Here is a 20,942-nt window from a genome sequence, read left to right on the forward strand (position 1 = left end):
GTCCGACACGCCATGATCCGCGGCTCGCTCCTGCTGACGACTATGCTGGTCTGCCTGCCACAAATGGCACGCGCGGGTGAACCGGTGCAGCAGCTGTTCGTCGAGCTGGTCGTGAACGGCCATGCTACCGGTGATCTGGTGCCGCTGCGGATCGTCGGCACACGCATGCTCGTGCCGGCCGAGGCACTCAGCCGAAATGGCGTGACGCTCGAGGGGGAGGGCGGCGGGGCTGAGCGCGACGTCGCGTTGCTTCCGCACACCCGCGCCCGCTATGATGCCGCGCTCCAGGCTCTCCATCTCGAAACTGCGCCCGACTATCTGCCGACCACCCGGATCGCCGCGGGTGACAGGCCCCGCGCCGCCACGCTCGCCAGCTGGGGCGCGATGGTCAACTACCAGTTTTACGCGCAGCGCGCCGACGGCGGCTCCCTTGCATCCTTATGGTCGGAACAGCGGGTGTTCGGGCCGGTCGCGACGCTCTCCAATTCCGGCGTGCTGCGGGTCGGGTCCCGCATCGGCGGCTATCTACGCTACGATACGCATGCGAAAATCATCAACGAGGATCGCGCGCTGACCGTCACGGCGGGTGACCTGATCACGCGGTCCTTGCCCTGGAGCACGTCCGTCCGGCTGGGTGGTTTGCAGCTCACGCGCGATTTCAATACGCGGCCGGACCTGTTGACGATGCCGCTGCCGAGCTTTGCGGGCAAGGCGGCGGTGCCGTCGGCGGTGGACCTGTTCGTCGACGGCTATCGGCAGCAGGGCGCAGACGTCGCGCCCGGTCGGTTCGTGCTGCAGGATGTCCCGGTGATCAACGGCGCCGGCGAGGCCGTGATCGTCACGACGGACGCCGTGGGCCGGCAGATCGCGACCACGATCCCCTTCTACGTCTCGTCGACGCTGCTGCGCGCCGGGCTCACCGATTTTGCAGCCGAAGCCGGCGCCATCCGCCAAGGCTATGGCATCCGCAATTTCGATTACGGCACGCTCGCCGCCAATGGCTCGATCCGACGCGGCATGACGTCGTTCCTGACGCTCGAGGCGCATGCCGAGGCGACCGCCCGGCTTCGGCAGATCGGGGGCGGGCTCGTGGTGGCGCCGTCGCGATTTGGCACCGTCGCGCTGTCGGTCAGTGCGTCGCGCATGGGTCAGGCCGCGGGCCATCGCTGGTCGCTTGGCTACAGTTATACTGCGCGTTACTTCAGCGTTGCCGCGCAATATGACGATCGCAGCAGGGGCTTTCGCGAGCTCGCCAGCTTCGACCTTGCAAATCCCGCGACACGGCGGCGAACCTATCGCGCGATCGCCAACGTCAATCTGGCGCGGCTGGGCACAGTGGGGGCTGCGTATATTTCGGGGCGAACCTTGGGATCGGTCGACGAACTCACGCTACGTTCGCGCCTGCTGTCCTTGTCCTATGGCCGTCCGGTCGGATCGCGCGCGAACCTGTTCGTGACCGCGGATCGCGATTTCGAACGAGGCGCGACCAGTGCTCAGCTGCGCCTGTTCATCCCGTTCGGACGCAATGCGGCCAGCGGCGGGATCAGCCGTTCGGCCGGGCGCAATCTCTATCAGGTCGGTTATACCCGGGCGACGCCGACCGATGGCGGCCTCGGCATCGACGCCGGGATAGCAGCGGCGAGCCGGGGGCCCGCATCGGGGCAGGTGACCGGGACATGGCGCGCGCCCTTCATCGAAGTGCAGGCCGGGGGCGCGACGGCCCAGGCGCGCAGCTCGGCCTGGGTTGGCGCATCGGGGTCGATCGTGGCGATGGACGGCGGCCTGTTCGTCGCCAACCAGGCGAGCGATGCCTTTGCGGTCGTCGAGACTGGCGTGGCGGGCGTTGGCGTCAGCTATGAAAACCAGCCGGTCGGCGTGACGAACCGCAAGGGCCATCTCTTCGTGCCCAATGTCGTGCCCTATCTTCCCGTCCGCTTCGCGATCGATACGCTGTCGCTGTCGGAGAACCATGTCGCATCCGCGGTGGAGCAGCGGGTTGCCGTGCGACAGGGCAGTGGCGCCGTCGTGCGTCTGAACGTCCGCATGACGCGCAACATCCTTGCGGTGCTCGTCGACAGGAACGGGGCGGCGCTCAAGCCGGGCGGTCGCGTCCGGCGTGAGGGGCATCCCGACGTCGCCATCGGCTGGGACGGCATCGCGTATCTGGAGGATGTCGGCGAACAGGTGTCGCTCTCCGCGCTGACGTCGGACGGGACGGTGTGCCAGGCGACGTTCGGCGTCTCCGCAGACGTCGCGGCGCTGTCACGGATAGGACCGGTCTCGTGCCGGTGATGGTGTCGCTGCGGCTGTTCTTCGCACTGGTGGTCCTGAGCATCGTCACGGGTCCCGCATTCGCCGCCTGCACGACATCGTCCGGGGCGCTCACCTTTTCGCCGGTGTCGTCGTACGACGTGCGTGGTAGCACGGTGCCGCAAGTTGCCGGGTCAGCCGGTCTTTCCTGTACAGGGTCCGTGCTGACCCTCATCGGGGGCAATTCGGCGCGCGCGACCATCACCAGCCTCAACCAGTTTCGCCTGGTCAAAGGCGCCGACGCGATCGCCTATCAGGTGTCGGCCGATGCCAACGGCACCACGCCGTTCACGCAGGGATCGACCGTCAACTATATGAGCGGCAGCCTGTTGGCGGTGCAGGGCGGTGGAAGCAGTTTCACCACGCCATTGTTCGCGCGTTTGACGGCGGCTCCCAATATCCCTGCCGGGACGTATAGCGACACACTGACGGTGCAATGGGACTATAGCGTCTGCAACGGGGTGAATGTGCTGAGCCTTGTCTGTTCGGGCTATGATAGCGGGAAGGTCGTCGTAACGCTTCAAGTGACGCTGGTGGTCGGCAACGACTGCAAGATCACCGCGCCCGACTTGTCCTTCGGCAGTGCCGCGCTCGTCACGCAGTTCGGCCCGGTGACCTCGGCCGTCCAGATCGATTGCACTCGTGACGCCGTCTACCGGATCGGCTTCACACCCGGCGGTGCTGGTACCGGTGCAGCGTGGCGGCAGATGACCAGCGGCGCGGGCGCGACGTTGCAGTATCAGATCTATCATGCGGATGGCGTCACCGTCTGGAACGAAGCCAACCCGCTTACCGGCGCAAGTCCCGGAACGGGCAGCCTGACGCCGGTCAGGACTTATCCCTATGTCGCCAGGATCAATCAGGCGCAGGTGACGCCAGCGGCGGGCAGCTACCAGGACGCCGTCAGTGTGGTCGTGACATTCTGATCGATCAGCCACTGACATGTGGCGGCGAGACGGACGATCGTTGCATGGCGCATCACGCGGGACGGATGATCTCGCCGACATGAACGTCCGACAGGCCGAGCCATTGCGCCATCCGCTCCAACTCGACCTGCAGGCGGGGCAGCGTGTCGTCGGGCGCCCCCGGTTCGAGCGTTATGCGTTTCGCCAGCAGCACGCCCGCTTGCCGGTCCGCCTTGAGATCGACCCGCGCGACCAATGCCTCGTCCATCAGGAAGGGCAGCACATAATAGCCGTGGGTGCGTTGCGCCTGCGGCACATAGATCTCGATACGGTACCGGAAGCCGAACAGGCGTTCGGTGCGGCCGCGTTCCCAGATCAGCGGATCGAAGGGCGCCAGCAAGGCCGCCCCGCGCACCCGGCGGGGCACCGCGGCGTCACGGTGCAGCCAGACCTTCTGGCTCCAGCCGTCCACGCGGACGGGCACCAACGCCTGATCCTCGACCAGATCGGCAATGGCATGATCCGCCTCGACGGGCTTCAGCCGGAAATAATCACGCAGCTCGGCGGCGGTCGCGATGCCGAGCGCGCGGGCGCTCCGATCGATCAGCGCCCGCTGCGCCTCGGTAACGCTCGGTGTGGGCAGAGCCAGTACGGCAGGGGGCAGGACACGCTCGGGGAGGTCATAGACCCGCGCGAAACTGCCCCGCCGTGTCGCCGTGGTGATCCGGCCCGACCAGAACAGCCATTCCAGCGTGTGTTTGACGTCGCTCCATTCCCACCAGCCGCTGCGGCTCGCCCCGTTTTCGAAATCGGCGGCGGTCAGGGGGCCCTCGGCCGCGATGCGGGCCAATACGGCGTCGGCTTCGCTACGATGCTCTGTCGCAAAGCGGCGAAGCGCGGCGTAGCCGATCTCGCCTCGCTCAGCGCGGGCCATCCGCCATCGCAGCAGCGGATGAAGCTCGAGCGGCAGCAGCGACGCCTCATGCGCCCAATATTCGAAGAACCGGCGATGCGGCTTTGGACCCCAGGCGGCGCGCTCGAGCAGCGCCCGGTCGTAGCCGCCAAGCCGGGAAAACAGTGGCAGGTAATGCGCGCGGGCCAGCACGTTGACGCTGTCGATCTGAAGAAGCCCCGTCCGATCGGCGGCCTTGTGGAGATGCGCCGCCGTGACCCGAGGCGGCGGCGGTCGGCCGAACCCTTGGGCTGCAAGCGCAATGCGGCGCGCATCGGCCTGCGAGATGATCATGTGGTGATGATGGTCGCAAAGGACAGCGACGGTCAATGTTACCCTGGCTGCCCGCGCCGGGCTACAGCGTACTCCGTGTGATCCGGGTGCTGCGGGGCGCACAGGCAATCGCGGAACGCCACGAGCGCCTTTGTCGCTACTGGTCGGCGACCTTGATCTCGGTAATTTCCGCGTTTGAAAGACCTGGTTTTTCCGTGCGGAGATAGTGGAGGAGTTCGCTGATCTCCTGCGCATCGAACCGGAGGTCAAGATCGTCCATATGGATGGCGACGGAACGCTGCCGCGCCTCCGACAGACCAGCGACGATATCGACGCACGCCTCCAGCGTTCCGCGTCCGACTTCCGTCGGTGTCGCACCGGCGGACGATGCGTCAGCGAAGATCCGGGCCGGCTCGCTCAAGGGGTAGGTGGTAATGACTGTCGCGTCCGTCGTCTACGGGGCAGGACATCGCCCGCCGGGGTGAGCCGGCGGGCGAACGTTTCAGGCGTCTTCGGCGTCTAGGTTGACGCTCGTCTCGGCGAGCTTCGTCATATATTCGTCGCCGCCGTAAATGTCCTTGGTGGCCGCGTTCAGCGCCTTGTGATCATCCTTGAGACCCAGCGCCTTGGCATAGGCTGCGGCTGTGCCGAAGCCGGCGATGCCGTAATGCGTCATCCGCTGATATTGGGCGATGATCATGACATCGAGCAACGGACCCTTTTCCGGACCCTCTTCGAGGACGTGCTTGGTGGCCTCGGCAACAAGCCCTTCCATGCCCTTGCAATGCTCCTTGGAGACCTTCTCGTCGTTCGACGCGATCAACTTCTTGAGGAGGTCGGTATGCTTCTCGATATCCGCCTGCGACTTGGTCAGCATGTCCTTCAGCGCGGCATCGCTGGCCTTCGACGTGATCTTCTTCAGGACCTTCTTCATCTGGTCGTTCGCCGACCACAGGTCCTTCAGCTCGTCGGTGTAAATGTCTTTCAGATTCTCGGGTGCAGACATGGGATACTCCTTGCTGGTGCACGGGCCAGAAATGCCCGGTGGCGTGATTAACGTTGAATAGGGGGCGTGCCGTCGAGGCGTCAGCCGGCGCCGGGCTTCGCCTGTTCGTTCTCGTAGCGCGCATCGGTACCGACCTTGCCCGTCGCCTCGGCCTCGGCGATACCGGACGTCTCGACGACCTTGATCGTGCCATGATCGGCCGCGATCGAGTGCGGGGCTCGATCGGCATCGGGGTCGGCTGCGATCGTCGTACCGCCGCCGCCGTGCGAGCCGGCGACGGCGTTGCCGGCGCTGCCCCCGTCTTCACCCGCCTGACCGCCGCCATGATAGGCGATGTCCGTCTGGCCGCCCTGCGACGCGGGGCTGGTATCGGCGTCGGTCTTGCCTTCGTGCGGGTTGGGATAGGCGCCGCCCGCGCTCTCACCGCCGTCGCTGCGACCGTGAACGCGGCCGTCGGTATCGCTGCGAGGCGACTCCGAGACGCCATCCGGCGCGCCCTTGCTCGCGGGATTGCCCGGGACGGGGGTATGAACCTTGTCGCTCATGGAAACTCCTCGTGACGGTCGTGGATAGGAAGCGGCCACCCCGATCGGCATGCCGAGCGGACCGGGGTGGGGCAGGGTTACGGCCGCAGCACGACCTTGATGACGCCGTCCTGCTTGTCGCGGAACTTCTGATACATTTCGGGCGCATCCTCGAGGCTCGCCGGGTGCGTCACGACAAAGCTCGGGTCGATGTCGCCGGCTTCGATGCGCGCCAGCAAGGGCTTGGTGTAAGCCTGGACATGCGTCTGGCCGGTCTTGATCGTCAGCCCCTTGTTCATCATCGCGCCGATCGGGATCTTGTCACCCATCCCGACATAGACGCCGGGGATCGAGACCGTGCCACCCATCCGGCAGCTCATGATCGCCTCGCGCAGGACATGCACGCGGTCGGTAGCGAGGAACGTCGCCGCCTTCACCTTGTCGATCACGGCATCCATCGCGCCATGACCCGAAGCCTCTGCACCGACGGCGTCGATGCAGCTGTCCGGGCCGCGGCCCTTGGTGCGGAACTGGAGTTCGTCATAGACGCTGTCGACCTCGGCGAAGTTGATCGTCTCCGCACCGCCGGCCTCGGCCATCGCCAGGCGCTCGGGCACCTCGTCGATCGCGATCACACGGCCTGCGCCGAGCATCAGCGCCGATCGGATCGCAAACTGGCCGACCGGACCACAGCCCCAGATCGCCACGGTGTCGCCCTCTTCGATGTTCGCATTCTCGGCGGCCATATAGCCCGTCGGGAAGATATCGGAGAGGAACAGCGCCTGATCGTCGGTGACGTTGTCGGGCACCTTTATCGGGCCGATATCGGCCATCGGCACGCGCAGATACTCTGCCTGGCCACCGCAATACCCACCGAGCATGTGGCTGAACCCGAACAGGCCGGCAGGCGAATGGCCCATCGCCTTGATCGCCATTTCCGCATTCGGGTTGGTCCGCTCGCACGCCGAGAAGAGCCCCTTGCGGCAGAAGAAGCAATCGCCGCAACTGATCGTGAACGGCACGACGACTCGGTCGCCGATCTTCAGGTTGGTGACCTCGGAGCCCAGTGCGACGACGACGCCCATATTCTCATGGCCGAGAATGTCCCCGGCCTGCATCGTCGGCTGATACCCGTCGAGCAAATGAAGATCGGACCCGCAGATCGCGCAAGACGACACCTTGATGATCGCGTCACGCGGATGCTTGATCTCGGGATCCGCGACCGTATCGACCCGAACATCGCCTTTTCCATGCCAAACCAGTGCGCGCATCAGAAAGTCTCCGTCTTTTAATTGGCGTGCCGTACTTTCGAAAGTACAAGTCGCCGTCAGAACTCATCAGCCATCGGGCCATCTCGACGAAGCATAGTCAGCAGAAACAACAACGAGATTGCCGGGTGGCGGCATCGGTGCATGTGTCCTACCGTCAAGCCACGCGTCGGGCTCCGGATAGTGATGGAGACATAGCGATCTGGATGTCCTCATCGTTCCTGACGATCTTGAATATTCGTCGGGAATATTTCGTATTGATCCTCATCAGTGTGGCTAAATGCCGGGGATCATTGGCAAACTGCCGAAAATGGCCGTCAGGTTGGGCTTCTCGCCGGCGAAAAATCACACCTTCAACCGTTTCACGGAGAATGCGCGCCCCGCCATGCTTGCCGTCGCCGGGGCCAATTCGGACAGCGGACCGTTGGGATGGCAGCAACCTTCGCCGACGCTCACCGGCGCACCTGCGCGACGCTGGCATGCCGGCTGGCAAACGCGACTTCGATTCGGGAATTAGATATGCAGATCAAGGCCATCCTCTTCGACATCGACGGCACGCTCGTCGATACCAATGACATGCATGTGCTAGCCTGGGAGGAGGCCTTTGCAGGCGTCGGGGCGTCCTTCGACCGGCAGGTGATCCACGATCAGATCGGCAAGGGAACCGACATGCTCGTGCCGACCCTGTTGCCCGGTGCCGACGCGGAGGAGCAGGAGAAACTCGGCGATACGCACGGCGAGATCTTCAAGGCAAAATATCTCACCACTGCCAAGCCGTTCGCTCGCGCACATGATCTGCTGGCGCACGCGCATGGCTTTGGGCAGCAGGTCGTGCTCGCCTCGTCGGCGTCGGGATCGGAGCTCGATCATTACATCGCGCTGCTCGAGGCGCGCGATCTGATCGGCGCAACGACGAGCAGCGACGACGTCGAGCGGACGAAACCCGCCCCGGACATTTTCGCCACCGCGCTGAAGGCGCTGCCGGGGATCGATCCTGCAGAGGTGATCGTCGTCGGTGACTCGCCCTATGACATCGAGGCAGCGGCCAAATGCGGGATCGCCGCGGTTGGTGTCCGATCGGGCAAGTTCAGCGACGAGCGGCTGAATGCCGCGGGCGCGGTCGCGATCTATGACGATGTCGCGGCACTGCTTGCCGATTACGCCCAATCGCCGCTGGGGCGCTGATCGCCATGGCCGTCACGCTGAAACCCCTTCGCGACCAGGTCATCGTCGTCACTGGCGCCACCAGCGGCAACGGGCTCGCGACCGTCGAGGCCGCCGTGGGCCGCGGGGCCGCCGTCGTCGCGACCGCGCGGAACGACGCGGCGCTCGAGGCCCTCCGCGTCCGTTTGTCGACCGATGGCGGACGCATCGCGGTGTGCGACGCCGACGTCAGCGACATGGCCGCGGTCGAGCGTGTCGCCGCCGTTGCAGTCGCGGCGTTCGGCGGCTTCGACAGCTGGGTCAACAATGCCGCGACAGGCACGTACGGCACGCTCGATCAGGTGCCGATTGCCGATCACCGGCGCGTGTTCGACGTCAACTATTTCGGCGTGCTGCACGGATCGCTGGTCGCGGCCCGCCATCTGCGCGGGCGGGGCGGCGCGATCGTCACTATCGGCTCCATTCTGAGCGACCGTGCGATCGTCGAGCAGGGGCCCTATGGCGCGACCAAGCATGCGGTTCAGGCGCTGACGGACACGTTGCGGATGGAGCTCGAGCAGGAGGGGGCCGGCATCTCGGTCACGCTGATCAAGCCCGGTGCGATCGATACGCCATTCCCCGAACATGCGCGCAATTTCATGGATCAACCACCGCGCCTGCCACCGCCGCTCTACGCCCCCTCCGTCGTCGCCGACGCGGTGCTGTTCGCGTGCGAGACGCCGCGGCGGACGCTGTATGCTGGCGGTGGCGGGCTGCTGTCATCACTCCTCTCGCGCGCCGCGCCGCGGGTGAGCGACAGGATCATGGACCTCGTCGGCACGTTCGCGCAGCAGAAGCCCGGGGATCCCGGTGATCCGGCACGCCGTGACAATCTCTATGATCCGCGGGCCGATGCGCTGCGCGGGACCCAGCATGTCCACGCGCGCACATCGAGCAGCGTGCTGCAGGTGCAGAAGCTCCACCCCGCGGTTGTGATGCTGGGTGTTGTCGGCGCTGGTATCGTCGTCGCGCTCGGCCTACCAAAGGGTGGACGCCGGTAATATCAGGCACGGAAAGGGCAGGGTGCGTTCGCGGCGTCGACACGTGCGCGTCCTTCCGCGCCATCTTGGCAGTCTATATCAACCGGACGCCGGCTGCGCGGAACTGCGCTTCCGCTACGTCTACCGTCGTTCCATCACCTGCCGGCATCGCGATCGCTCGCGTGTATTCCGTCAGTATAGACGCTTCGAAGCCCTCGCGCCGCGCATCGAGCGCCGACCAGGCAACGCAGAAATCATAGGCCAGCCCAACGAACACGCACCGCCGGACCTGCTTGTCTCGCAGATACCCGGCCAGCCCCGTCCTCGTCGTCTTGTCGTTCTCGAAAAAGGCCGAATAGGAATCGATCTCCGCATTATAGCCCTTACGAACGATGACGTGTGCGCGGCGGATGGTGCCCTCCACCCCGGGATGGAATTCGGCACCAGCGTTTCCCTGAACGCAGTGATCGGGCCATAAGACCTGCTCGCCATAGGGCATCGCCACGGTTTCGAATGGCTGCCGATCGGGGTGGCTGCTCGCGAAGGACTGGTGTCCCGCAGGATGCCAGTCCTGGGTTACGACGACATGCCGGAACCGCGGAGCGAGCCGTTCGATCCCGGCCATGATCTCGTTTCCGCCCGCAACCGCCAGCCGGCCGCCGGGGCAGAAGTCGATCTGCGGGTCGACGACGATGAGCGTGTCCGACTCCGTGATCGCTGCGTCGCCGGTGAATTGCTCGATACCCAATATCATCTCCCGCAAAGTCGACAGGTCGCGTCAAAGGCGGCCGATGACAAGAATGATCCTATTGCCGAGCTCCTATTTGCGAACACTGGCCGACGGCTGGGCCAGGTCCGGGAAGCGATCGAGGATCGCGCTGGTCACGCCATTGGTCCAGCCGAACCCGTCCTGGACCGGATATTCGCCGCCTCCGCCGGGTATGCGCTGTTCGATATTATACTTCTCCAGCATCTTGCCGGTGTCGGTATAGGCCGCGCCGACCGTCCCGAGCCAGCGTCTGGCGATATCCTTGGCCAGCGCCGGTTCGCCGTTTCGCTCGAGCCCTGCGATCGCGACCCATTGGAGCGGTGCCCAGCCATTGGGTTCGTCCCATTGCTGCCCGGTGTTGAGCGTCGTCGTGCGCAGGCCGCCCTCGGCGACCAGCGATTTGCGCACCGTCGCGGCGACGGCCTTCGCCTGCGCCGACGATGCAAGCCCGACGAACAGCGGGTGCAGCATCGCGGCATTGATGCTGGCCGTTGGCTTGCGCGACGACAGGTCCCAGTCGGCGTAGCGCGCGGTCGTCGCCTGCCAGAGATAGCGGTCGATCGCCGTCTTGCGCTTGGTCGCCAGGGTCGTGAATTCGGTCACGCAGGGGGTGTCGCCCGCGGTCTGGCAGCGTGCGGCGATACGGCGTTCCATCGCCCAGATCAGGCTGTTGAGATCGACGGGCACGATGTCGGTGGTGTGGATTGTGGCGAGCAACCGGGGATCGCGGAGCCAGCGTGAGCTGAAATCCCATCCGCTCTCCGCGCCCGCACGCAGGTTGCGCTGCGTATCGGCGGCGGCGCGGGGTGCCGCCCTGGCCGCGGTCTCGACGTCCTCGGCATAGGATTCGTCGCGCGGCGTATCGCGGTCGTCATAATAGCGGTTGAGCACGCTGCCGTCGGGCATCCGCACGACGCGGAGACAGGCCGGGTTGCCGTCGAGGCAGGTCGCGCCCTTCATCCAGAAGGCGTGCTCGGCGCGCAACGCCGCCAGCCGACGCTTCGCGACACCGGGGTCGGTGTTGGTCGAGAGATCGAGCATCAGCGCGTAATAAGGCGGCTGCGAACGGCTGAGATAATAGGTCCGCGTCCCGTTCGGGATGTGCCCGTAACGCTTGATCAGGCTGGTGAAATCGTCGAGCATCGATTCGACGAGCGGCTGCTGGCCGTCGACCTTCAGCCCGAGCATCGTGAAATAGCTGTCCCAGTAATAGATTTCGCGGAAGCGCCCGCCCGGTACGACATAGGGCGCCGGCAGCGGCAGGGCGGAGCTGCCTGCGACGGGGGCGATAGGCTGACGGACGAGTTGCGGCCACAGGGCCCGGACATGCGACCGGAGATCGCCCGAGCCCCGGTCGTTCTCGCCGGGCACCACGAAATTGGCGAGCACGAACACCTTCAGCGCCGGGCCGGCGGGTCTGGTCCGCGCATAGTCCGCCATGATCGCCGCGGCCGCGCGCTTGGGGACGGCATCGACGAACGTCTTGCCGTCCGCGAAGACGTGACCTTGCTGCACGGCCTGGAACAGTGGGCCATAGATATCGGCGGGCGATTGGGCCTTCGCGGCAGAGAGTGCGGGAGAGGCGGCCGGTCGGGACGGAGTGGTCTGGGCAGGCGCCATTGCGGCGACCGAGGCCAGGGCGGCAAAACGGCAAAGGGTTTTCATGAAGATCGCAACCATTTCGCCAGGGTGATCGATCCCCCGACGGGGCGGGATCGATCACCCTGGGCTGTGTCAGAACTTGAACGCGGCGGCGAAGCGGATCGAGCGACCCACGATCGGCCTCGCGAGGATCGTGCCGCTGCCCTGCGATCCGAGCGTGCGCGGATTACCTTCGGTCAGCCCGATCTCGTCGGTCAGATTGTCACCGATCACCTGGAACTGCACCTGCCGGTTCAGATCGAGCGTGATGCCTGCGTCGAGCTTGTAAAAGCTCGGCAGCACCTGCGCATTCTGGACGTCGGAGAAGCGGTCGCCGATATAGCCGATCGTCGCATAGACGCCGGCTTTCGCATCGCCGCCGAGCTCGAGATCATAGGCGGGGGTCACGCGCCATTGCCATTTCGGCTGGCGCTGAACCCGATTGCCGGTGAGATCGGTCCGGCCGCCATCGGTGAAGAAGTCGCGATAGGTCGCGTCGAGATAGGTCGCCGACCCGCTGAGCGTGAAGCCGCCGAACGGCCGCAACTGCCCCTCGAACTCGACGCCGGTCGCCTTGGCGCCGCCGACCGACGCGATCGGGGCGCCGCTGGTGATGACCGTCGTCGCAAGGCCGTCGAACGTGTTGTGGAACAGCGTCGCGTACAGGTTGGCGATGCCGGTCGAGACCTTCACGCCGCCCTCATAGCTGTCGACCTGCGGTGCGACGTCGATCCCGTCGCGCAGATTGTCGAAGAACGGAAAGCTGTTGCCGCGGCTGTAGCGGACGAACGCGCCGACCTGCCGGGTCAGGTCGTAATTGACGCCGCCGGTCCACGACCAGGCATCGCCGCGGTAGCGGATCGTGCGGAAGGTGCCGTTCAGCTGCGCATCGCCATTGTCGTAGAGCGTCAGCGGATTGCCGTCCGCACCCGCCGCCGGGACCGTCGCTGCAAGGTTTTCGAGCGTGCCGTCGACCGAGTGATGCTGCCACCGGACGCCGCCGTCGATCCGCAGCTGTTCGGTAATCTGCAGTTCGTCGACCGCATAGCCCGCGACGTCCTCGCCGGTGTAGCGCGCGTTGACCTTGAACGTCGATCCGCCCGAGAAGCCGTCCCGCGTGACGATCCGGCCATCCGCCAGCGTCAGATTCAGCCGCCGGGCATTGGGTTCGGCGGTGAGCAGCATGCTGTTGCCGAGATTCCACCGGTCGCGCGACTTGTACCGCGTGTAGTAGACGCCACCGGTCAGCGTGTTGCTGCCCGTTTTCCATTCCAGCGCGAAATCGTTGACGAAGGCCTGGATGTGTTTTTCGACGCTCCACAACCCGGCCTCGACGACCGCCTGGTTGGGCGAGGCCGCCGCACCGCCGGTGGCAAAGGTCAGCGACCCGATCGTCCCGCCCCGGCCGGCGGCATAGGCGGCGGCGGTGACCGGCGCGGCGCCGCCGGGGACGAGACCGATCGTGTTCGCATCGCCCTCCATCCAGCTGCCGCGATCGCGCACCGTGATCCCGCTGCCGAGTTCGTAATCGAAATTGCCGCCCAGATTGTAGATCTTTGCGCTGCGGCCATCCGCCAGATCGACCCGGCTGCCGTCGTTGCGCACGCCGATCCGCGTGTCGCGTCCGACGAGCGTTCCGGTACCGGCATCGAAGCCGGGATATTCGCGGATCTTGTCGCCGTCCTGGACGACCGGGATGGGCAGCAGCCACTGGCCGCGATCGTCGAGATAGCGCCCGAAGAGCAGGATCGAGCCCTTGGCGAAGTCATGCCGGATATTGCCGGTGATCTGGCCGCCGCGCTCCGCCTCGAACTGCGCGTCGCGGATCCCGCGTGAGGTCGAGTAATAGCCGCCGAGCATATAGGTGGTGCTGTCGTCGATCGGCCCCGAGACATAGCTGTCGACGCGGAACTCGCCGAAATCTGTGCCGCTGAGCTTCAGCAATCCGGCCGGCGTCTGCTTGCCCTCGCGCTGGACGAGGTTGACGGTCAGGCCGGGCTGACCGTTCGAGAACAGCGCGCCGGTGCCGCCGCGCACCGCTTCGACGCGCTGGATCGTCTCGTCGATACGGATCAGCTGCGTGTTTTCGAGGAACGACAGCGTCGGCGGCGGGAAGAAGGGCACGCCTTCGGTCTGGAAGGTGACATATTCCGCATCGCCCCCTGATGGATAGCCGCGCACGAAGATGTTCGCGCCGGTCTTGCCGCCCGAGCTTTCGGTGCTGACCCCCGGCACCGCACGAAGGACTTCGGCAGTGCTGGCAGTGCCGAGCCGCTGCGCCATGCTGCTGTCGATCGTGGTGACCGCGAACGCCGCATCCTGGCGCCGGGTGCCTGCGCCCGCCGTGCCGATCACGACGATATCGGGGGCGGTTTCCTCGGGCACCTGCGTCGCAGCGGGATCAGCGGGTACCTGCGCCGGGGCGGCCTGAACCGCCGCGGGCGTGGCTTCCGCCGCCTGAGGGTGCGTGTCGATGATCAGATAGGCCCCGCCCGGCGTCAGCCGGTGGCCGAGCCCGGAGCCTTTCAGGATCGTCGTCAGCGCCGCGCCGACGTCCATCCGGCCGGCCACCGCGCGCGCGGTCTTGCCGCGGACGAGGGTGGGGGAAAACAGGATCTGCCTGCCGCTCTGGCGCGAGAAGGCGAGCAACGCGGTGCTCATGTCCTGCCGCGCGATGCGGATGCCGATAGCAGCCTGCGCGGTGACGCCGATCGGGATCCCGCCCGCGCCCAGCGCCAATGCGGTCATCATCACGCCGCGTATCAGCACGGCCCTGCCTGTGGATGTCATGCAACCCTCCCTGTTCGTGCGATCCCTCTGCCGGGGTCGATCTGACCCTAAAGACGCGGCACGTTGGAAAACCCGAACCGGGTTTTGCCCTCGGGTCGATTTTTTTTCGACGCGATCGTGATGCTGCCGTTCGCGGGCCGATCGACGCTGACGGGAAAGCCCAGTTCGAGCGCGTCGAGGAACGGCTGGACCTCGCCCGTTCGGAACGCGCCGCTGATCCGGACCCGGCCCGCGGCAGCGTCGGCGATCGCAATCTGCTCGACGCTGTAGCGATTTATCTCGGCGACGGCCTGACTTAATGCCTCGTCCTCGAACACGAGCCGACCTTCGCTCCAGCTTGCCAGCCGCTGCGCGCTGCCGGGCATGTGGCGAACCGACACGCCGCTGGCCGATGCGGTGAGGACGTCGTCGGGCACCATGGCAACGGGCTTGCCGCGTACGCCCTTGCCGGCGACGCTGACCAGCCCTTCGAGCAGCGCGACGTGCACCGCGCTGGTCTCGAGCCGCACGTCGAACGCGGTGCCATGCGCTGTCACCGCCTGCGCGCCCGCGGTGACGACGAACGGCCGGGCCTGTTGCTTCGCGACCTCGAACAAGGCCTGTCCGCGTTCCAGCACCAATCGACGCTCGGTGTCGGTATAGGCCATCCGGACCCGCGTGTCGGTATCGAGTGTCAGCCGTGACCCGTCGGACAGCGTGACCATGAGGCGCTGACCCGTCGCCGTCCGGTACACGGGTGTTTCGGCGACCCGCACGGCGGGCGTATCATCTGTGAAGCGCCACAGCGCCAGCGGCGCGACCACCGTGGCACAGGCGGCCGCGGCCAGTATCCACGGCGCGACTCGTCGCGGCTCGCGGCGCAACGCAGCGCGCGCCACGGCCGCGTGCCGCAATGCCAGCAGGTCGGGATGGTCCGCCAACGCTGCACTCGCACCCCGTGCTTGGGCTATCACCGCCCAAGCTGCAGCGTGATCCGGTCGCGCATGCCAGTCCTCGAACCGCGCACGCATTACGGCGCTCGGGTCGTGGTCCAGCCGTTCGGCCCATTCCGCGGCTTCGATCATCACGGGATCGCTCACCGATGCCAGTCCTTCAGGCGTTCCGCGACATGTGCGAGCGCGCGTGCCTGGTGCTTCTCGGCGGCACGCGTCGAGATCGCCATGGCATGCGCGACATCGGCCATCTTCAATCCCTCCAGCATCCTGAGCACGAACACGTCGCGTGTCCGTTCGGGCAGTTCGGCAAGCGCACGCCGCAACGCGTCCGCGATGTACTTACTCGCCAAGACGCGGTCGGGCGCGAAATCCGAACCTTCAAGCGAAAGATCGTCGATCGGATCCGACAATCTCGCGCCTCGCGCCTGATTGCGCCGGGCCTGATCCTTCAGGACATTGGCCGCAGTGACGAAGATGAAGCTGTCGTGCTGGCGAATGCCGTTCGGGTCTTCCAGCCGACTGAGTCGCAGAAAAACCTCCTGGACCAGATCGGGGACGTCGTGTGGCGCGGACACGCGCCGCGTGAAGTACCGGCTCAGCGGCCGGGTATAGGTCTCGACCAGCGTGCGAAGGATCGTTGTCCTTTCGCCAAGGCCGGACACTTGCTCCCCCTCCATCGCCATGACCGGTTTCTAATAGCCGGGTCTGTTACGTCAATGAGTCTCGCTGGTCGGTATTTGACGCGGTCAATCTTGCGGCATTCGAAATCTATATTGATGCAGGCGAACGCGCGCCGTGTTTTAGAAGCCGTGAACACCGTTTTCTGGGCCGCTCCACGAGGCGTAGCTGGTCAGCGCTGCTTCTTCGTCGTCGTCGCGGTGAAATCAGGATCTTTCTTCGCGACCCAATCCACGAATTTGCGGACCGTGGGATCGGCCAGCAGCGCGTCGACATTCATGCCGTGGCGTTGCAGCTCGGAATTGGTGAAATTCGCCATCAAGGTCTGCTGGCAGATCGGATGCATCGGCACGACATCGCGACCGCCGCGGCTTTTCGGCACGGGATGATGCCAGACGATGGTCTTGCCGAGTACGCGTCCGCAGAGCCAGCACGGCGCGACCGGTGCCGGGCCTTCCTCGTCTTCGCGATCGGGCTCCTCGTACGGGGCATGTTTCGAATGTTTGCGGGCCATGTCGCTGTATAGTCTCTCGGTGGATGTCTGCACGCTGTAGCGGCGCGCCCGGCACCACTACACCTGCGACACGCAGGATGACCACAGGAACGGATGTCGGGATTGGGTCGCGACGGCCCCGGGCCAGACGCTGTGCGTCACACGGAGCGAACCCGCACGCGCGTTAAGACAGAGATCGTCAAGCGGCAGATCGGCGTTGGGGAGCGCCTGAGAAACCGTTCGTTTAAACTTCGTGGCTAAAGCGACGCGATGCCGACGTCCTCCCCAGCGCCCCTGACGGCACCATCCGACCATGGGCATAATGCACTGGCGCGTGCCGTCCGGGGGTGTCGACGGCATCTGGTCTTCGCGGGTCTGTTCTCCGGATTGGTGAACACCCTGTACCTCGTGCCGTCGATCTTCATGCTGCAGGTGTATGATCGCGTCGTGCCCACGCGGGGCGGGACGACGCTGCTGCTGCTGACGCTGATCCTGGTGCTCGCGCTGGTCGTGTTCGCGATCCTCGACGCGGTGCGCATGCGGTTGCTGTTGCGCGCCAGCATGCGGCTGGAGCGTCAGGCGGCACCGGGGATCCTGCTGCGGATCCTCGGCACCGATGGCGCGACGACCGGGCAGCGCAGCCAGGCGATGCGCGATTTCGACACGGTGCGCGGGACCCTGACCGGGCCGACGATCATCGCGCTGTTCGATGCGCCCTGGGCGCCGATCTATATCGGCATCGCGTTCCTGCTCCATGTCTGGATCGGCGTTCTGGCGCTTGTGAGCGCGCTGCTGCTCGGGGGGGTCGCGATCCTCAGCGACCGCGTGACCGCGCATGCCGCGCGCGACACGCAGGCCCGCGCGGTTCTCGCGACGCGCGAACAGGATGTGTCGATTCACGGATCGGAGGTCGCGCGCGTGATGGGGATGCGCAATGCGCTGATCACCCGGCATCTGCTGGAGCGCGCCGAGCTCGTCCGCCGTCAGGCCGCGCTCGCCGGTACGTCGGGGCAGTTTCTCGCGATCACCAAGTTCCTCCGCCTGCTGCTCCAGTCCCTCGCGCTTGCGCTCGGCGCGCTGCTGGCGATCCGGCAGGATATTTCGGGCGGTGCAATCTTCGCGGCGTCGCTGTTGCTGGGGCGGGCACTTCAGCCCGTCGAGCAGATCCTCGGGGCGATGAAGCCGCTCGCCGCGGCGCGCAACGCCTATCGCGATCTCGATGCGTTCTCCCGGATGCCGGGGCCCGCGATCGACGCGACGACGCTGCCCGTGCCGACCGGCCGGATCGACGTCCGCGGTATCACGGTGCGCGCGGAAGGCAGCGATCGCGCCTTGCTGTCGGACATAAGTTTCGCGGTCGCGCCGGGCGAGATTGTCGCGCTGGTCGGCCCGAGCGGCGCGGGCAAGTCGACGCTGCTGCGCGTGTTGTCGGGTGCGCTGTCGCCGGATGCTGGCGAGGTGCGGATCGACGGTGCGAGTCTCGCGGACTGGAACCGCGAACAGCTTGGCCGGTACGTCGGCTACATGCCGCAATCCCCGTCGCTGTTCCCGACCACGGTGCACACCAACATCTCGCGGTTCCAGTCGGTGCTGGCGGGCGAGAGCGAGCAGCTCGACGCCGCGGTGGTCGAGGCGGCACAGGCGGCTGGTGCGCATGAAGTGATCCTCGGCCTGCCCAATGGCTATGCGACGATGCTGAGCATGGCGGACGGGGCGGGGCTGTCGGCGGGGCAGAACCAGTCGGTCGCGCTGGCGCGCGCGCTGTTCGGTACGCCGACGATCCTGTTCCTCGACGAGCCCAACGCGCATCTCGACAGCGATGGAGAAGCGCGGCTGGTGACGACGCTCTCGACCCTTCGCGCGCGTGGCGCGACGGTGATCGTGTCGACCCATCGGACCGGGCTTTTGCAGGCGGTCGACAAGATCATGGTGCTGCGCAACGGTACGATCCAGCTGTTCGACGATCGCGCCAAGGTGTTGCGCCCGGCCAGCGCGGGGCCCGTCGCCGCGACCGGAGGCGCCCGATGATCCCCGCCGAATTGGCCAGCCCGGTCCCCGCCGCCGGTGGCGCAAGCCTCGCGGATCGCCTCCGCCTCGACGACTCCCCGCGGCATGCGATTCTGGTCGGCGGGCTGGTCGCGATCCTGTTCTTCGTCGTGGGGCTGGGCTGGGCGGCGTTCGCGCGGCTCGATGCGGCGGCGGCGGGCGAGGGGCAGGTGGTCGTCGCGGGCAATCGCCAGACCGTCCAGCACCGCGAGGGCGGGATCGTCGCGGCGATGGCGGTGCGCGAAGGCCAGCACGTCCGTGCAGGCGACGTCCTGTTCCGGCTCGAAGGCGCCGAGGTCACCGCAGCCGAGCGTGCGCTGGCCGCCAGCGTCATCGATCTCCAGGCGCAACGGGCCCGGCTCGAAGCGGACGTTCGCGGCGGCGCGGTCGTCTGGCCTGCGGACTTCGCGTCCGCGCAGGGCGACGACCTTCGTCTCGTCGAGCGTGCGAAGTCGCTCCAGCTTGCGCAGCGGTCGGCACGATCGGCCGCGCTCGCAGCAAACGGCGCGGTCCTCCGCCAGCAGGAGGCGACCGTCGCGCAGCAGACGACCGGCTTCAATGCGCAGGCGCAGGCGACCGCCCGGCAGCGCGCCTCGCTCCGGCAACAGCTCGACAGCACGCGGGCGCTTGCCGACCAGGGCTATGTATCGCGCAACACGGTCCGCGCAATCGAACGCTCGATCCAGCAGCTCGACGGGACCGACGCCGACTATGTCTCACGCTCGGCGGCCGCGCGCGAACAGATCGGCCAGACGCGTGCGGAAGGCGTCCAGACCCGCCGCAAATATGTCGAGGAAAGCGCGACGCTGCTGCGCGACACGCAGTTCCAGCTGAACGAGGTCTTGCCCAAGCTGGCCGCGGCGCGCGAACAGCTGGCGCGCACGATCATCCGCGCGCCGGTGGCGGGCCGCGTGGTGGGGCTCCGCGTATTCTCCGTGGGGGGCGTGATCCAGCCGGGCCAGGCGATCCTCGACATCGTTCCCGACGCCGCCCCTCTGGTGGTCCGTGCGAACTTCTCGCCGGGCGACATCGACGGGGTGTTTGCCGGGCGCGAGGCGGAGGTGAAATTCCTGTCGCTGCACGAACGCGACCTGCCGATCCTGCTCGGCACGGTCCGCACCGTTTCCGCGGATTCGCTCCGCGACGAGCAGACCGGTCGCAGCTATTTCAGTGCGGAGGTTACCGTGCCGCGCGCTCAGATCGCCAAGATCGAGGCGGTGCGCGGTCGCGATACGGGGATCCGCGCGGGCGTACCGGTTACCGTCCTCGTCAAGCTGCGGTCGCGGACTGCGCTCGACTATCTTCTCGATCCGTTGACCGAGGCCTTTTCACGGTCGCTCCATGAACGCTGACAAGCTTCGGCTCGCCGCCGCCATACTGCTGGTGCCGGCCATGCCCGCGCTCGCGCAGACGGCACAGGAGGCAGCAACCGCAGCGCCCGAAACGCTGGGGCAGGCGATCGCCGATGCCTATCGCAGCAACCCCTCGCTGGAGGGACAGCGCGCGCAGCTTCGCGCGCTCGACGAGCAGATCGTCCAGGCGGGGGCCGCGTATCGGCTGACCGCGGGCATCAACATGACGCTGCAATATCAGTCGCAGGACCAGCGCGGGCTGCTCGGCGATTTCGATACGGCGCGGGGGCGGACCCTGGGGGCGTCGCTGACCGCGTCGCAGATCCTGCTGAACGGCGGGCGGACCGCGGCGCAGGTGTCGGCGGCGGAGGCGACCGTGCTTGCCGGGCGCGAGCGCCTGCGCGAGGCGGAGAACACGATCCTGCTCGAAGTCGTCGATGCGTTCGTTTCGGTGCGGCGCGACCAGGCGCTGGTGGCGATCCAGCAACGCTCGCTCGACTCCTATGGGCGACAGGTGACCCAGGCGATCGCACGCGAACGGGGTGGCGACCTGACCCGCACCGACATTGCGCAGGCCGAGGCGCAGCGCGAGATCATCCGCGCGCAGCTGGCGCAGGCCACGGTCAATCTCCAGGCAAGCCGCGGCCGGTTCGCGGCGGTCGTCGGGCGTAATCCCGGGACGTTGCTCTTGCCGCCGACGCTGCCCGGCCTGCCGCGCTCGCTCGATGCCGCGTTCGCCGTGGTGGAGAAAGAGAGCCCGAGCCTGTGGCAGGCGATCCTTGCCACCAGGGCGGGGGACGCGCGGATCGCGGCCTAA

Annotated in this window: 18 protein-coding genes; 7 read left to right on the plus strand and 11 right to left on the minus strand. The window is 66.6% G+C overall.

What is annotated here, in order from left to right; all coding sequences use genetic code 11:
- Window positions 1-12 precede the first annotated feature (12 nt).
- Together NEF64_RS09340 and NEF64_RS09345 are read left to right on the plus strand one after the other, a co-directional pair.
- Window positions 13-2,292, plus strand: a complete 2,280-nt coding sequence (locus tag NEF64_RS09340; protein ID WP_252573660.1) for a fimbria/pilus outer membrane usher protein — start codon at window positions 13-15, stop codon at window positions 2,290-2,292.
- Window positions 2,292-3,236, plus strand: coding sequence for a Csu type fimbrial protein (locus tag NEF64_RS09345; RefSeq protein ID WP_107045789.1), 945 nt, complete (start codon window positions 2,292-2,294; stop codon window positions 3,234-3,236). Before NEF64_RS09340 ends, NEF64_RS09345 begins: the two co-directional genes overlap by 1 nt.
- Window positions 3,237-3,288: 52 nt before the next feature.
- Here NEF64_RS09345 and NEF64_RS09350 read toward each other — a convergent pair whose 3' ends face one another.
- From NEF64_RS09350 to NEF64_RS09370, 5 genes are all read right to left on the minus strand, one after another.
- Window positions 3,289-4,461 (minus strand): winged helix-turn-helix domain-containing protein, encoded by a 1,173-nt coding sequence (locus tag NEF64_RS09350; protein WP_056408621.1) that lies wholly within the window; start codon window positions 4,459-4,461, stop codon window positions 3,289-3,291.
- 136 nt (window positions 4,462-4,597) lie between these two features.
- Window positions 4,598-4,861, minus strand: coding sequence for a hypothetical protein (locus tag NEF64_RS09355; protein ID WP_056408619.1), 264 nt, complete (start codon window positions 4,859-4,861; stop codon window positions 4,598-4,600).
- 81 nt (window positions 4,862-4,942) lie between these two features.
- Complete coding sequence (locus tag NEF64_RS09360; protein WP_031395503.1) at window positions 4,943-5,446, minus strand: ferritin-like domain-containing protein; 504 nt, start codon at window positions 5,444-5,446, stop codon at window positions 4,943-4,945.
- 80 nt (window positions 5,447-5,526) lie between these two features.
- The gene (locus NEF64_RS09365; protein ID WP_043157841.1) at window positions 5,527-5,991 is read right to left on the minus strand and encodes a hypothetical protein; all 465 of its coding nucleotides are present in this window, start codon (window positions 5,989-5,991) and stop codon (window positions 5,527-5,529) included.
- Between the two features lie 77 nt (window positions 5,992-6,068).
- Entirely contained in the window at window positions 6,069-7,241 is a 1,173-nt protein-coding gene (locus NEF64_RS09370) for a zinc-dependent alcohol dehydrogenase (protein ID WP_031395504.1), read from the minus strand.
- A gap of 426 nt (window positions 7,242-7,667) precedes the next feature.
- Here NEF64_RS09370 and NEF64_RS09375 point away from each other — a divergent pair, with 426 nt between their 5' ends.
- Both NEF64_RS09375 and NEF64_RS09380 read left to right on the plus strand, forming a co-directional pair.
- Complete coding sequence (locus NEF64_RS09375) at window positions 7,668-8,423, plus strand: HAD family hydrolase (RefSeq protein WP_082447007.1); 756 nt, start codon at window positions 7,668-7,670, stop codon at window positions 8,421-8,423.
- Between the two features lie 5 nt (window positions 8,424-8,428).
- Window positions 8,429-9,442 (plus strand): SDR family oxidoreductase, encoded by a 1,014-nt coding sequence (locus tag NEF64_RS09380; RefSeq protein WP_056408604.1) that lies wholly within the window; start codon window positions 8,429-8,431, stop codon window positions 9,440-9,442.
- Between the two features lie 73 nt (window positions 9,443-9,515).
- On the opposite strand, the gene NEF64_RS09385 is transcribed toward NEF64_RS09380, so the two are convergent.
- From NEF64_RS09385 to NEF64_RS09410, 6 genes are all read right to left on the minus strand, one after another.
- On the minus strand, window positions 9,516-10,169 hold the full coding sequence (locus tag NEF64_RS09385; protein WP_235516483.1) for a nicotinamidase: 654 nt from the start codon (window positions 10,167-10,169) through the stop codon (window positions 9,516-9,518).
- A gap of 72 nt (window positions 10,170-10,241) precedes the next feature.
- The gene (gene treF, locus NEF64_RS09390; protein WP_235516482.1) at window positions 10,242-11,855 is read right to left on the minus strand and encodes an alpha,alpha-trehalase TreF; all 1,614 of its coding nucleotides are present in this window, start codon (window positions 11,853-11,855) and stop codon (window positions 10,242-10,244) included.
- Between the two features lie 69 nt (window positions 11,856-11,924).
- A complete protein-coding gene (locus NEF64_RS09395) occupies window positions 11,925-14,621 on the minus strand; it encodes a TonB-dependent receptor (RefSeq protein ID WP_235516481.1) in 2,697 nt (898 codons plus the stop codon).
- 47 nt (window positions 14,622-14,668) lie between these two features.
- On the minus strand, window positions 14,669-15,700 hold the full coding sequence (locus NEF64_RS09400) for a FecR family protein (RefSeq protein WP_056408598.1): 1,032 nt from the start codon (window positions 15,698-15,700) through the stop codon (window positions 14,669-14,671).
- Window positions 15,697-16,218 carry an RNA polymerase sigma factor gene (locus NEF64_RS09405; protein WP_235516480.1) on the minus strand — a complete coding sequence of 174 codons (522 nt, stop codon included), beginning with the start codon at window positions 16,216-16,218 and terminating at the stop codon, window positions 15,697-15,699. Before NEF64_RS09405 ends, NEF64_RS09400 begins: the two co-directional genes overlap by 4 nt.
- A gap of 188 nt (window positions 16,219-16,406) precedes the next feature.
- Complete coding sequence (locus NEF64_RS09410; protein ID WP_056408596.1) at window positions 16,407-16,748, minus strand: hypothetical protein; 342 nt, start codon at window positions 16,746-16,748, stop codon at window positions 16,407-16,409.
- A 249-nt stretch (window positions 16,749-16,997) separates the two neighbouring features.
- Between NEF64_RS09410 and NEF64_RS09415 the strand changes: the two genes are divergently transcribed.
- From NEF64_RS09415 to NEF64_RS09425, 3 genes are read left to right on the plus strand one after another with little or no spacing between them, the layout of a single operon-like run.
- Complete coding sequence (locus NEF64_RS09415; RefSeq protein ID WP_056408592.1) at window positions 16,998-18,755, plus strand: type I secretion system permease/ATPase; 1,758 nt, start codon at window positions 16,998-17,000, stop codon at window positions 18,753-18,755.
- Window positions 18,752-20,125: an HlyD family type I secretion periplasmic adaptor subunit gene (locus tag NEF64_RS09420; RefSeq protein WP_056408589.1), complete on the plus strand. Its 1,374-nt coding sequence runs from the start codon at window positions 18,752-18,754 to the stop codon at window positions 20,123-20,125. Before NEF64_RS09415 ends, NEF64_RS09420 begins: the two co-directional genes overlap by 4 nt.
- Window positions 20,115-20,942: a TolC family protein gene (locus NEF64_RS09425; protein ID WP_252573662.1), complete on the plus strand. Its 828-nt coding sequence runs from the start codon at window positions 20,115-20,117 to the stop codon at window positions 20,940-20,942. The genes NEF64_RS09420 and NEF64_RS09425 overlap by 11 nt, the downstream gene beginning before the upstream one ends.

It is taken from the genome of Sphingomonas aerolata (genome assembly GCF_023935825.1).
Taxonomy (GTDB): Bacteria; Pseudomonadota; Alphaproteobacteria; order Sphingomonadales; family Sphingomonadaceae; genus Sphingomonas; species Sphingomonas aerolata.